This is a genomic window from Pseudomonas sp. CMR5c (assembly GCF_003850545.1).
Classification (GTDB): domain Bacteria; phylum Pseudomonadota; class Gammaproteobacteria; order Pseudomonadales; family Pseudomonadaceae; genus Aquipseudomonas; species Aquipseudomonas piscis.
Map to the genome: position 1 here is coordinate 3,173,229 of NZ_CP027705.1, position 12,696 is coordinate 3,185,924.

General features: G+C 64.3%; 11 protein-coding genes. 8 read left to right on the forward strand and 3 right to left on the reverse strand.

Going from position 1 to position 12,696, the window contains the following annotated elements; all coding sequences use genetic code 11:
• Positions 1-57: 57 nt before the first annotated feature.
• Both C4K40_RS14685 and C4K40_RS14690 read right to left on the reverse strand, forming a co-directional pair.
• Positions 58-1,419, reverse strand: a complete 1,362-nt coding sequence (locus C4K40_RS14685) for an FAD-binding oxidoreductase (protein WP_053129575.1) — start codon at positions 1,417-1,419, stop codon at positions 58-60.
• 159 nt (positions 1,420-1,578) lie between these two features.
• Positions 1,579-2,595 carry an AraC family transcriptional regulator gene (locus C4K40_RS14690; RefSeq protein ID WP_083456889.1) on the reverse strand — a complete coding sequence of 339 codons (1,017 nt, stop codon included), beginning with the start codon at positions 2,593-2,595 and terminating at the stop codon, positions 1,579-1,581.
• A 262-nt stretch (positions 2,596-2,857) separates the two neighbouring features.
• Here C4K40_RS14690 and C4K40_RS14695 point away from each other — a divergent pair, with 262 nt between their 5' ends.
• The 8 genes from C4K40_RS14695 (at position 2,858) to C4K40_RS14730 (ending at position 11,571) form a co-directional block, all read left to right on the forward strand.
• Positions 2,858-4,078 carry an amine dehydrogenase large subunit gene (locus tag C4K40_RS14695; protein ID WP_053129578.1) on the forward strand — a complete coding sequence of 407 codons (1,221 nt, stop codon included), beginning with the start codon at positions 2,858-2,860 and terminating at the stop codon, positions 4,076-4,078.
• The gene (locus tag C4K40_RS14700; RefSeq protein WP_053129581.1) at positions 4,072-4,623 is read left to right on the forward strand and encodes a MauE/DoxX family redox-associated membrane protein; all 552 of its coding nucleotides are present in this window, start codon (positions 4,072-4,074) and stop codon (positions 4,621-4,623) included. The genes C4K40_RS14695 and C4K40_RS14700 overlap by 7 nt, the downstream gene beginning before the upstream one ends.
• Entirely contained in the window at positions 4,623-5,258 is a 636-nt protein-coding gene (gene mauD / locus C4K40_RS14705) for a methylamine dehydrogenase accessory protein MauD (RefSeq protein ID WP_256223827.1), read from the forward strand. The genes C4K40_RS14700 and mauD overlap by 1 nt, the downstream gene beginning before the upstream one ends.
• A gap of 8 nt (positions 5,259-5,266) precedes the next feature.
• On the forward strand, positions 5,267-5,788 hold the full coding sequence (locus C4K40_RS14710; protein WP_371263417.1) for a methylamine dehydrogenase light chain: 522 nt from the start codon (positions 5,267-5,269) through the stop codon (positions 5,786-5,788).
• A gap of 2 nt (positions 5,789-5,790) precedes the next feature.
• Positions 5,791-6,225, forward strand: a complete 435-nt coding sequence (locus C4K40_RS14715) for a hypothetical protein (RefSeq protein WP_256223829.1) — start codon at positions 5,791-5,793, stop codon at positions 6,223-6,225.
• Between the two features lie 4 nt (positions 6,226-6,229).
• Positions 6,230-6,868 (forward strand): c-type cytochrome, encoded by a 639-nt coding sequence (locus C4K40_RS14720; protein ID WP_053129589.1) that lies wholly within the window; start codon positions 6,230-6,232, stop codon positions 6,866-6,868.
• Positions 6,869-7,197: 329 nt separating this feature from the next.
• The gene (locus tag C4K40_RS14725) at positions 7,198-8,373 is read left to right on the forward strand and encodes an efflux RND transporter periplasmic adaptor subunit (protein ID WP_083456828.1); all 1,176 of its coding nucleotides are present in this window, start codon (positions 7,198-7,200) and stop codon (positions 8,371-8,373) included.
• 12 nt (positions 8,374-8,385) lie between these two features.
• Complete coding sequence (locus C4K40_RS14730; protein ID WP_053129592.1) at positions 8,386-11,571, forward strand: efflux RND transporter permease subunit; 3,186 nt, start codon at positions 8,386-8,388, stop codon at positions 11,569-11,571.
• Positions 11,572-11,675: 104 nt separating this feature from the next.
• Here C4K40_RS14730 and C4K40_RS14735 read toward each other — a convergent pair whose 3' ends face one another.
• Positions 11,676-12,563, reverse strand: a complete 888-nt coding sequence (locus C4K40_RS14735) for an AraC family transcriptional regulator (protein WP_053129595.1) — start codon at positions 12,561-12,563, stop codon at positions 11,676-11,678.
• Positions 12,564-12,696 lie beyond the last annotated feature (133 nt).

Consider the following 12,696-nt stretch of genomic DNA (forward strand, 5'->3'; position numbering starts at 1 on the left):
ATAGTCGCATTATGTTGGCAGCCCATTCGCTCCGTCAATGATCGGTGATCGGCCATGTCAGGCCCTGAGTTCGCGCTCCTCCCACCAATCCCAGGCCTTGAGCGCCCGGCGTGCGACCTTGCCGCCCCAGAACGCCAAGGTATCGCCGGGCATGGCGATCGACTTGCGGTTGACGATCCAGAAGTCCGTCAGCTCGGTCTTGTACCCATTGAGCAGGTCGGCAATGGTGCGGCCGTTGAGGTGGGTCAGGGCCACGCCATGGCCGAAGCAGCCACCGGAATAGATGATGCGCTCGTCACCGATGAAGCTGATCTCCGGCACCATGTCCAGGTTCACCGATACCGGTCCGCCCCAGCGGTAGTCGATCCTGGTGTTCGCCAACTGTGGGTAGATCCACTTCAGGTGCGCCTCGCAGTGCTGCCAGGTGCTGGGCGAGGGCGCGTCCTGCATGGCCGGGCTGCGCTGGGCGATCACGTCGCCACCGCCCATGACGATCCGGCCGTCGAGGGTGGGCCTGAAGTAATGCAGCATCTGCCGGTTATCGCCGAAGGCCTGGCGTTGCTGCCAGCCGATGCTGTCCCAAATGGCCGGGCTCAAGGGCTCGGTAACGACCTGGTAGGTCCAGAGGGGGAACTGGCGCTCCTTGAGTTGCTCGGGCCCGGGGACCTGGCGTGAATAGGCGTTGGTCGCCAGCACCACCTTGTCGGCGCGGATCCGCCCGCCGGGAGTCTGCAGGATCACCGCGCCTGCCGCAGGCTGGATCGCGCTGACCGGGGTCAGCTCATGGATCCTCACCCCGGCCGCCTCGGCCAGGCCCTTGAGTCCGCGGACCTGTTTGCACGGGTCCAGGTAGCCGGTATCGGATTCGTAGATGGCATCGTTGAAGCGCGGCGAATTGAAATCGTCCCGGACCTGGGCCGCTTCCCGCCATTGCATGTCGCTGTCCAGGCCCAGGTCCTGGAACAACTGGTAGGTCTTGCGCATGCGCTGCGACTGCTTCGGCGAGTAGCTGATGCGTACCAGCCCCGTGTGGCGATAGTCGCTGCCCAGGGCATGGGTCTCGATCAGCTCGCGGGTGTGAGCCACCGCCAGCTTCAGGTAGTGGTGGGCATCGATCATCTTCTGCTTGCCCCAACGCAGCAGCACCAGTTCCGGTTCCAGGCCGAACAGCTTGGTGCTGAAGCCGGCATTGCGACCGCTGGCCCCGAAGCCGATGACCGCCGCCTCGACCACCACCACCCGGGCGTTGGGGTTGTCCTGCTTGAACTGCCAGGCGCTGTTGAGCCCGGTGAAGCCGCCGCCGATCACCGCGACATCGACATTCAGGTCCTCGTCCAGCGCAGGGTTGGCCTGATAGTCGCCATAGGTGTGCTGCCAGAAGGATTGGGGGCTTCGCAGTGGGTCTTGGATGAAGGTCATATTGTTGTTCTCTTGGCCGGGGGATGCCGCCTGCCACGCACCAGGAGCGGGCAGGGGGGCGAGCCTTGAGGGTAACCAGCCGGTGTTCCGGCGAATTGTCCGGCGGTGCCAGTCTGGCCGGCCGATCGCGTCAGCGTCGGCGCGCGGATGGCAGGGGACTCACCCCTGGGGCAGGCAGGAAGCGCGGTACTGCTGCGGCGACAAGCCGGTCCAACGGCGGAAGGCGCGGGTGAAGGAGCTGGATTCGGCATAACCCACCAGCAGCGAGATCTCGGTCACCGAATAGTCCGAGCCCCGCATGTAGGCCATGGCCATGTCTCGGCGCACGTCCTCGGTCAGCGAAGAAAACTCGATGTCCTGATCCTTCAGGCGGCGTTGCAGCGTGCGCCGGTTGAGCCCCAGTTGCTGGCTGACGTCATCCAGGGACAGGGCGCCGCTGCTCATGCCGGTCGCGATCAGGTGCGAGACCTGGAGCAGGATCTCGTCGCCGATACTGCGGTTCTGGCGTTCCTGCTCCAGGTAGGGCACCAGGGCCTGGTACAGGCGCTCGTTGCCGTGGGCCACCGGCAGGCGCATGGCATCGGCGGCGAAATGGATGCGGTTCGATGGCTGGCGAAAATGCACCGGGCACTGGAATACCCGCTTGTGCACCGAGACATCCGCCGGCTTGTCATGCTCGAAGTCCACCCGCAGTGGCTTGATCGCGCTGCCTGTGATCAGCTCGAACTGGCGCAGGATGGAGGCGATGGCGAACTCCGAGTCCTGCCGGCGATAGAGAATGGCCGGGGCATTGACCAGGTACTCGACACTGGCCGAGCGGGCATTGCACTGCACGTTGATGGTCGACTCCTGGGAGAACACCACGATGAAGCGCTGCAGCGTGCGCAATGCCATCTCGACGCTGGTGGCGCAATGCAGCGCATGGCCCAGGGCGCCGAAGTCATTGGCCTCGGTCCGGCCGCCCAGCTCCAGGCCGATATTGGGGTTGTCCTTGCTGGCCGCCTCCCACAGGGCGATGTATTGCTCTCCCGGAATCTCCACGTCGGCCTGTTGCAACAGCAGGTCATCGATGCCGAGCGCTTCCAGGTGCGGGGCGAACAGTGGACTGAAGCGTCGGAAGAAATCCTCGGACAGCACCGTGCGCACCGACCAGGCCTGGGTGGGGGGACGAAACATGGGTCGGTCGGGGGAAGTCTTTGCCTTGTGGATCGCCGTCATGCCGCACCTCTTGTTCTAGTGCGGCAACTGCACAGGGATCTGCCCTTCAAGTCAAGGCTTGCCCGTCTTTGTGCGGGTACCAGCCGGCCGTGGCAGGTGGCTGGCGCGGGATGACAAGCGAGCTGTCATCGCGGGGCAAGTCGTCTCTTGCTGGCCGTGGATAGACTTCGGCCAAAACAGATCGGCCTCCATAGGGCCGACGCCAAGGAACCCCCTCCTTATGCTGATGCGTTCATTTCGATACTGGCTCTGTGGCCTGTCGCTCACCATCGCCAGCGGCGCAGCCCTGGCCGGATTCGTCCCCGAGCAGGCGGGGGGCGAAGTCCTGGATGACCACCGCGGCCAACACTGGTTCTGGATCTGGGGCAGCAATGCACCGAACATGGTCGACGGCCGCGCCTACCTGTTCGATGACAACGGCCGCAACCTGGGTCTGCTGAGCACCGGGACCTGGTCCAACGGCCTGGTGATGTCGCAACAGCGCGATGAGCTGTATGCCACCGAGATCTATTTCAGCCGCGGCGTGCGCGGCACTCGTTCGGATGTGGTCAGCGTCTACGACGCCCGGACCCTGAGCCCCAAGCACGAGATCCCGATCCCGGCCAAGCGCATGAGCGCCTTGATCTCCACCGGGCTCAGCGTGCTTTCCGACGATGAACGCTTCCTGCTGGTGCTCAACTTCACTCCGGCCCAGTCGATCTCCATCGTCGACCTGCAACAGCGGCGTTTCGTCGAGGAAGTGCCGATCCCCGGCTGTGCCTCCATCTACCCGGCCGGTCCCCGTGATTTCTATGCGATTTGCGGCAATGGCGGCTTCTTCCACTTGCGTCTCGACGAGCAGGGCCATGTGGCCTCCCAGGAGCGCACTGCGCCACTGTTCGATCCGCTACAGGACCTGCTGCTGACCACCGGTATGCGCCGTGGGGACGAGTGGTTCTTCGTCTCCCAGAAAAACCGCGCCTACAGCCTGCGCATGAATGCCCAGGGGGTTGCACTACAGCAGCAATGGTCGCTGGTCAGCGACGCCGAGCGTGCCGATGGCTGGGGAATCGCCGGCAACCATGGCACCGCCTTGCACGCCGATAGTGGCCGGCTGTTCGTGCTGATGCACAAGGACCAGCCGGAGAACTACCAGAAGCCCGGTACCGAGGTGTGGGTCTACGACATCCGCAGCCAGCAGCGCCTGGCTCGGATCGAACTCAAGGAGCAGAGCACCGCCATCGGCGTCAGCCAGGGCCAGCACCCGCGACTGTACAGCCTGGATTGGCTGGTGCCGATGCCGAAGCTGTTCACGCTCTGGGTCTATCTCACCGAGGGCGACGCGGGGCTGGCCCCGCTGTTGCGCCAGGGCATCAATCTCTACGACGCCGACACTGGCCAGCACCTGCGCAGCATCGGTGATATCCCGCTGGGCTTCATGAACGTGGTGATGCCATGGTGACCTTCAGCTGGCTGCACGACCCGTTGATCCACCTGTTCAGCGCCCTGGGCCTGGCCCTGTTGCTGGGCCTGGGCGGCCTGGGCAAATTGCGCGATCGACAAGGTTTCGCCCTGGTGCTGGAGGGTTATGGCCAGGCCTTGGGCCAGTGGCTGCCTGTGGCGCTGCGCGGAGTCCTGCTGCTGTTGCTGCCGGTGCTGGAGGTGCTGGCGGCCGTGGGCCTGTTGTGCAGCCCCTGGCTGGGCTGGAGCGCCATCCCCGCGGCGCTCCTGCTGGGCGGCTATGCCCTGGTGCTCGCCGCCAGCCTGGGACGGGTCGAAGACTGCGGCTGCCACCTGGGCGCTCGCCGCCAGCCGCCGGCCGCGGCCCTGGTCTGGCGCAACCTGTTGCTGGTGCTGATGGCCTTCAACCTGCTGCTGCCCATGACCGATCGTCCGCTGCAGTGGCTCGACGCGCTGACCCTGGGCCTGGCGCTCATGGCCGGGGTGGCGATCTACCAACTGGCGCACGTACTGATTTCCAACCACGCCTTGCTCAAGGAGTTGTGATGAACATGATCCAGGCGCTGCTGATATCCACGGTGTTTTCCTGGCTGATGACCCTGGCCCTGATCGTTGCGGTCTGGGCCCTGGCCCGCCAGGTCGGAGTGCTGCACGAACGCATCAGGCCGGTGGGCGCGTTGTCCCTGGGCAAGGCGATCCAGGCCGGCGAGCAGGCACCAGGCTTCAATCTGCCCAGTCTCACCGGCGGTTCGGTGAGCCTGGGTGGCGCCAGCCTGATGGGACAATCGACCTTGCTGTTCTTCCTGTCGGAGAGCTGCCCGGTGTGCAAGACCTTGCTGCCGGTGCTCAAGTCCCTGGCCCTGCATGAGCGGGCGCGGTTGCGCATCGTACTGGCCAGTGACGGCGAGCCGCAGGCTCACCGGTCGTTCATCGAGGCCCAGCAACTGTGGGCATTTCCCTACCTGTTGTCCCGGGAAGTGGGCCTGGCCTACCAGATCAGCAAGTTGCCCTATGGCGTGCTGATCGATGCCCAGGGCACCGTGGCCGCCCACGGCCTGATCAATTCCCGCGAACACCTGGAAAGCCTGCTGGAAGCCCAGGCGCTGGGGCATTCCTCGATCCAGTCCTTCCAGGCCGCGCAGCAAGCGCCTGGCGACTCACTCTACAAGCAGGTGCACTGAGCATGGCGATCAAATGGTTCGACGAAGCTGCCGAGATGTTCTCCCGGCGGGTCGCCCGCGGCAGTTCGCGGCGGGGTTTTCTCGGCGGCCTGGGGACCCTGATGATAGGTGTCGGCGCCACCACCCTGTTGCCGGTACTGCGCACCGGTGCCTTCGCGAAGGACGGTACGGCACTGGTGGAGAGCGGTGATCCGAACAGTTGTGACTACTGGCGCTATTGCGCCATCGACGGTTTCCTCTGCGGTTGCTGCGGGGGGACGGCCAACAGTTGCCCACCCGGTACCGTGCGTTCGGACATCACCTGGATCGGCACCTGCCGCAACCCCGCCGACGGCCGCGACTATGTGATTTCCTACAACGACTGCTGCGGCAAGAGCAATTGCGGGCGTTGCGTGTGCCAGCGTGACCAGGGCGATACGCCGCTGTATCGGCCACAGAGTTCCAATGACCTGAACTGGTGCTCCGGCAGCCATGCGGACATGCCGTACCACTGTTCGCTGTCGGTGGTGATCGGGGTGAAGGAGTCGTGAGCGTGGCGCGCTTCGCGCTGCTGGTCCTTGTCGCGTGGGCGACCGATGCGCCGGTGGCCAGCGCCACCGAGCCTGCCCAGGTGGACTACATGCTCAATTGCCAGGGCTGCCACCTGCCGGGCGGGGAAGGCAACCCCCAGCGCCAGGTGCCGGCGTTCCCGGGGCAGTTGGGCAAGTTCCTGGGCGTTGCCGGCGGTCGTGAATACCTGGTCCAGGTGCCCGGTTCGGCGCTTTCGGGACTCTCCGACCAGGCCCTGGCCGGCGTGCTCAACTGGATGCTGGTGCGCTTTGGCGCCGAGCAACTACCCAGCGATTTCAAACCTTATACCGAGGCCGAAGTGCATTCCTGGCGCCAGGGCGTGCCGGCCAACGTCGAGCAGGTCCGCAACCGGCTGTTGCAGCGGATTGCCCGGCAAGAACTACAACAGGGAACCTGAACCGATGAACAAACCGCTCTATGTCGGGCTGCTCCTGCTGGCCGCGACCGGTAGTGCCGTGGCCGCTGCGCCGCCTCCCGAGGCCCAGGCCTGTGTCGCCTGCCATGGCGACCGGGGGCAGGGCAATCCGCTGCTGCGCGCACCGCGCCTGGCCGGCCAGCAAGCCGACTACCTGTTGAGCCAGTTGCAGGACTTCAAGGCCGGTCGCCGCGGCTACGATGCGCGCGACAGCCATGGCCTGCAGATGCGGACCATGGCAGCGAGCCTGGATGATGCCGTGTTGCCCAGCCTGGCTCGCTACTACTCCGTCCTGGAGGCTGGCGTGCCCGAGGCGTCCGGCACGGCAAACACCACCCAGGGGAGGGATCTGTACCAGGGGACCTGCGCTGGTTGCCATGGTCCAGAGGGCCAGGGCTTCGCCCATCTCAAGACGCCCAGGCTCAACCTCCTCGATGGTGCCTACCTGCAGCGCCAGCTTGAGCATTACGCCCAGGGCATCCGGGGCAGCGAAGAGCGTGCCGGTACGCTGGGTATCTGGATGCGCGGAATTTCCCTGCAAATTCGCCAGGACAGCGAGCGCCAGGCCCTGGCCGACTACATCACCGGGCTGGGAGCCGCGTCCGCCAGGGCGCCCGGACCCTGAGCGACATGCGGTGCATGGCTTCCATGCACCTGTGGCCAAGCCGGACAGCATGGGGACCCCTGCGTCCGCTCGCAGGATCAGGCACGGCTTTCGTGGCATCGATGTAACCCTCGCAAAGGTCCGAATGGCATCGTACACATGCCGAAAGCCAACGCAGGCCAGCTCAAACCAGTGGTCAGGTTTTCCGATTGTGCAAGTTGCGTCGTGCGCAACTTATTTTTCATTCCCTCTTTCGATTTCGGCCCTCGCCTGTCTCTCGCGGCAACGTTGCATCTACTGATGCCGGCGCAGGGTCAGGCGCGCTCCGAAATCACTCAAAGGAGACGGTTGTGCCTGACCTAAAGCGATATTGGACTTCATTCGGGCCGGGGACTTCCCTGGTTGTCATCGCCTCGATCGCAGCGGCGCTGACGGCGTGCAGTGACGACGGCGGCCAAGCGGGCGCCCCTCCGGCGGCCCAGGTCAGCGCGGCCCAGGTGGTGGTCAAGCCGGTGCGCCAGTGGGACGAGTTCAGCGGGCGCATTGCCGCCACCGATGCGGTCGAGGTCCGGGCGCGGGTCAGCGGCTATATAGAGCGCATCGCATTCAAGGAAGGCGACGAGGTCAAGCCCGGCGACTTGCTGTATCGGATCGATCCGCGGCCGTACAAGGCCTCCTATGACAGCGCCCAGGCGCAACTCGCCCGAGCGCGAGCAACGGCAGAGCTGGCGCGGATACAAGAGCAGCGGGCGCAGGTGCTGGTTGCGGTCAATGCGATTTCCCGCGAGCTGTTCGATACTCGCCGCGCCGCCGCGACCCAGGGCGCCGCCGATGTACGCGCGGCAGAAGCGGCACTGGCCAGTGCCCAGCTCAACCTGGAGTTCACCGAGGTCCGTTCGCCCATTGCCGGGCAAGTCGGCCGGGCCATGCTGACGGTCGGCAATCTGGTCCAGGCCGACCAGAGCGTGTTGACCAGCGTGATCTCCCAGGACCCGCTCTACCTCTACTTCCAGCCGGACGAGCAGAGCTTCCTGCGCTACATGGCACTGGCCCGCGCCGGCCAGCGGAGCAACTCGGCCAATCCGGTGCGCATCGGCCTGGCCAGCGATAGCGGTTTTCCCCACGTTGGGGTGGTTGACTTCGTCAATAACCAGGTCGACCCCGCCACTGGCACCATCACGTTGCGCGCGGTTGTGGCCAATCCCCAGCGCTTGTTGATCCCAGGCTTGTATGCCCGGGTGCAGCTCCAGGGTAGCGGTGAGTTCAGCGCCATGCTGGTCGATGACAAGGCCATCCTCACCGACCAGGATCGCAAGTACGTCTACGTGGTTGGGGCGAAGAACGAGGCGCTGCGCAAGGACGTCAAGCTTGGCGGTTTCGCGGATGGCCTGCGCATCGTGCAGGCCGGCCTCGCGCCCGAGGACAGGGTGATAGTCGCTGGCTTGCAGAAGATCCTGTTCCCCGGCGCGCCGGTGGACGCCAGCACGGTGGCCATGGGCGCACCGGCTTCGATCTCGATGAAGTAAGGAAAACCGCCAATGAATTTTTCCAGATTCTTCATCGAGCGCCCGATCTTCGCCGCGGTGTTATCCGTGGTCATTTCCCTGGTGGGCCTGATCGCCATTCCGCTGCTGCCGGTCAGTGAATACCCCGAGGTGGTACCGCCGACGGTGGTCGTCACCGCTACCTATCCCGGTGCCAACCCCAAGGTGATCGCCGAGACTGTCGCCGCCCCGCTGGAAGAGCAGATCAATGGCGCCGAGCACATGATGTACATGAAGGCGGTGGCCGGCTCCGATGGCGTCATGATGATGACGATTACCTTCGAGCCCGGCACCGATCCCGACAAGGCCCAGGTGGATGTACAGAATCGCGTGGCCCAGGCTCAATCGCGCCTGCCTGCGGCTGTGGTCGCGATGGGCGTGACCACGCAGAAGCAATCACCGAGCTTCGCCTTGATGATCACGCCGGTCTCTGCGGACGGACGTTACGATGGCCTGTACCTGCGCAACTACGCCAACATCAAGATCAAGGACCAGCTGTCCCGTATCCCCGGCGTTGGCCAGGTGCGTTTCTTCGGTAGCGGCGACTACGCGATGCGTGTCTGGCTCGATCCGGGCAAGGTCGCCTCGCGTGGCCTGACCGCGGGCGATGTGGTGCGTGCGATAGAGGATCAGAACCTGCAGGTTTCGGCCGGCCAGCTTGGTGCCGAGCCGATCAAGGGCGGCAGCGATTTCCTGATCGCGATCAACGCCCAGGGCCGCTTGCGCACGCCGGCCGAATTCGGCGATATCGTGCTCAAGACCGGTTCGAATGGGGAGGTCGTGCGCCTGACCGATGTCGCACGTATCGAGCTGGGGGCCAGCGACTACACGCTGCGCACCCGGCTCGATGGCCAGGAGGCGCCGATCATCGGCGTGTTCCAGGCTCCAGGCGCCAACCTGCTGGATGTGCGCCGGGATGTGATCGCCAAGATGGAGGAGCTCAAGAAAAGCTTTCCGCCCGGCATGGACTACCGATCGGACTACGATGCGACGATTTTCGTGCGCGAAGCCATCGACGCGGTGGTCAAGACACTGGCCGAGGCGATCGTGCTGGTGGTGCTGGTGGTGATCCTGTTCCTGCAGACCTGGCGTGCCTCGATCATTCCGTTGATAGCCGTGCCGGTGTCGGTGATCGGCACGTTCGCGGTGTTGCATGTGCTGGGCTTCTCGATCAACACCTTGACCTTGTTCGGCCTGGTGCTGGCGATCGGTATCGTGGTGGACGATGCCATCGTGGTGGTCGAGAACGTCGAGCGTAATATCAGCGAGGGCCTCACGCCGCTGGCGGCCTCGCACCAGGCGATGAAGGAAGTGTCCGGACCGATAGTCGCGATCGCCCTGGTGCTGTGTGCGGTATTCGTACCCATGGCCTTCCTCAGCGGAGTCACTGGTACCTTCTACAAGCAATTCGCCGTGACCATCGCCATTTCCACGGTGATCTCGGCGATCAACTCGCTGACGCTGTCGCCCGCACTCGCGGCCATGCTCCTGCGTGGCCACGATGCGCCCAAGGATGCCCTCTCCCGGGGGATCGACCGTGCCTTCGGCTGGTTGTTCGTGCCGTTCAACCGGTTTTTCGACGCCAGTTCCAACCGCTACCAGGGAGCGGTATCACGCATCCTCAAGCGGCGCGGTGCGGCGTTCGTGGTCTATGCAGTGCTGCTGGCGGGCACGGGGCTGCTGTTCGATAACGTGCCCCGGGGCTTCATCCCGACCCAGGACAAGCTGTTCCTGGTGGGAGTGGTGAAGCTCCCCGAGGGTAGCTCCATCAGTCGCTCGGATGCGGTCGTCAACGAACTGGGCAAGAGCGCCCTGGCCATCGAGGGCGTCGCCCATGTGCTGACGTTCGCCGGTTTCAACCCGATCCAGCAGAACAACACCCCGAACTATGCGGTGGCTTATGTGATCCTCAAGCCGTTCAACGAGCGCCAACGCAGCGCCAAGCAAATCATGGGTGATATCCAGGCCAAGATGAATGAAATACAGGAGGGCATGGCGTTCGTGATGAACCCACCGCCGATCCTGGGCCTGGGTACCGGGGCTGGTTACTCGATGTTCGTTCAGGACCGTGCCGGTGCCGGCTACGGCGCCTTGCAGCAAGCCACCGGCGCGTTGCAGGCGGCGCTGATGAAGGAGACGGGCATGGGCTTTCCGTTCTCGGGCTACCAGTCCAACGTGCCGCAGCTGGATGTCGAGATCGATCGCATCAAGGCCAAGGCCCAGGGCGTGGCACTGGCGGATCTGTTCCAGACGTTGCAGGTGTATATGGGCTCTGCCTATGTCAACGACTTCAACCTGTTTGGCCGTACCTGGCGGGTATATGCCCAGGCCGACGGCGACTTCCGCAAGCGTGTCGAGGACATCGGCAACCTGCAGACACGCAACGAACGAGGGGAGATGGTACCGATCGCCTCGATGATCAGGATCAGCCAGACCTACGGTCCCGATCCGGTGCTGCGCTACAACGGCTATCCGGCGGCGGACTTCTCGGGTGAAGCCGATCCTGCGCTGCTGTCCTCGGCGCAGGCGATGGACAAGATCACCGCAGTCGCCAAGGAGGTGTTACCCAACGGCTTCGATTTCGAATGGAGCGACATGAGCTTCCAGGAGTCCACTCAGGGCAAGGCCGCACTGGTGGTGTTCCCGGTGGCGATTCTCCTGGCTTTCCTGGTGCTCGCGGCGCTGTATGAATCCTGGACCCTGCCGCTGGCGGTGATCTTGATCGTGCCGATGTGCGTGCTCTCGGCATTGTTCGGGGTGAAGCTGTTCGGCGGCGACAACAATACCTTCGTGCAGGTGGGGCTGGTGGTGCTGATGGGACTGGCCTGCAAGAACGCGATCCTGATCGTCGAGTTCGCCCGGGAGCTGGAATTCCAGGGGCAGGGGATAGTCGAGGCTGCCCTACAGGCGTGCCGCTTGCGCTTGCGGCCGATCGTGATGACTTCGATCGCCTTCATCGCCGGGACCATTCCGCTGGTGTTCTCCCAGGGGGCCGGTGCGGAGGTGCGTTCAATCACCGGGGTGACGGTGCTTGCCGGAATGATCGGCGTGACGCTGTTCGGCCTGTTCCTGACGCCGGTGTTCTATGTCGGCCTGCGCAAGTTGTCCGGACGCAAGTTGGTCCAGCATGGCCAGAGCAGCATGGGACAAGGACGGGAGGCTTCCGGCCACGACCTGTAGCTTGGCCAGGCCGGTTGCCGCGGCGTACGCGCAACCGGCCCTGGAAGCTGGCTAGGCCCTGGTCGTCACTCCAGGGCTGTTGTCGTATCGCAGTGAGGTAGCGGTCAAGCTTCGCTGTCCTTGAGGTGCTGCAACGGCGATACACCGTAGAAGCGGCTGTACTCGCGGGTGAACTGCGAGCGGCTCTGGTAACCGACGGCGAACCCCGCATTGCCGATGTTATGGCGTTCGATCTGGATCAGCCGGCGTGCTTCGTGCAAACGGAACTGCTTTTGATACTGCATCGGGGTGAGGCCGGTGATGGCCTTGAAGTGGTGATGCAGCGAGGACTCGCTCATTCCCACCTGGTCGGCCAGTTGCGGTATGCGCAGGGGTTGCATGTAGTGCTTGCGCAGCCAGTCGATCGCCCGGGTTATGCCATTGGTCGAGCTGTCCATCACCGCCAGTTGCAGCAGGCGGCAGCCATAAGGGCTGGATAACAGCCGATAGATGATCTCTTGCTCGATCAGCGGCGCCAGGGACTGGATATCGCCAGGAGCATCCAGCAGACGCAGTAGGCGCAGCGTCGCGTCGAGCAGCTCGGGGTTCAGCCGATCGACTACCACGCTGCACGCCTCGTGGGTGGTCGAGGGATGGGGCGGGATATCCATCCGGGCGAGCACTTCATGCAGGCGCTCCGGGGTGATCGCCATGCCGAACCCGAGGCAGGGCTGGTCTGCGCTGGCCTCGATGATATGAAAGGCCACGGGAACGCTGAATGACACGAACAGATAGTCGCCCTGTGCGAAGTGCCGGACCGTGTCTCCCAGCTGGATGCTCATGCGGCCTTGCACCACCATGCCAAAGAACGGCGACTGCGGGCAGCGCAGCGCCGTCTGGCACGTGCTATGGCGTGCCACTTCCAGGCTGGGGTTGGCCGTGGAGCTGGCTCCTTCGGCAACGGCGTGGCGGGTGATGAGCTGGGTAATTTCCTTGAGTTCGCTAGTGTTCATGGCAGATCACTGATCGGTTGAGGTGACCTGTGGATCTTATCCGCAGATAGATCCGTTCCTGCGCTCATTTACAGGATCAGGCACAACTCTCGGGGGATTGGGCGATCTGTTCCGGGGCCAGCTCAAGGACGGG

Coding starts and splice junctions, on each gene's coding strand:
- C4K40_RS14685 (WP_053129575.1), bottom strand. CDS start 1,419: ATGACCTTCATCCAAGACCCACTGCGAAGCCCCCAATCCTTCTGGCAG.
- C4K40_RS14695 (WP_053129578.1), top strand. CDS start 2,858: ATGCTGATGCGTTCATTTCGATACTGGCTCTGTGGCCTGTCGCTCACC.
- C4K40_RS14690 (WP_083456889.1), bottom strand. CDS start 2,595: ATGTTTCGTCCCCCCACCCAGGCCTGGTCGGTGCGCACGGTGCTGTCC.
- mauD (WP_256223827.1), top strand. CDS start 4,623: ATGAACATGATCCAGGCGCTGCTGATATCCACGGTGTTTTCCTGGCTG.
- C4K40_RS14730 (WP_053129592.1), top strand. CDS start 8,386: ATGAATTTTTCCAGATTCTTCATCGAGCGCCCGATCTTCGCCGCGGTG.
- C4K40_RS14735 (WP_053129595.1), bottom strand. CDS start 12,563: ATGAACACTAGCGAACTCAAGGAAATTACCCAGCTCATCACCCGCCAC.
- C4K40_RS14700 (WP_053129581.1), top strand. CDS start 4,072: ATGGTGACCTTCAGCTGGCTGCACGACCCGTTGATCCACCTGTTCAGC.
- C4K40_RS14720 (WP_053129589.1), top strand. CDS start 6,230: ATGAACAAACCGCTCTATGTCGGGCTGCTCCTGCTGGCCGCGACCGGT.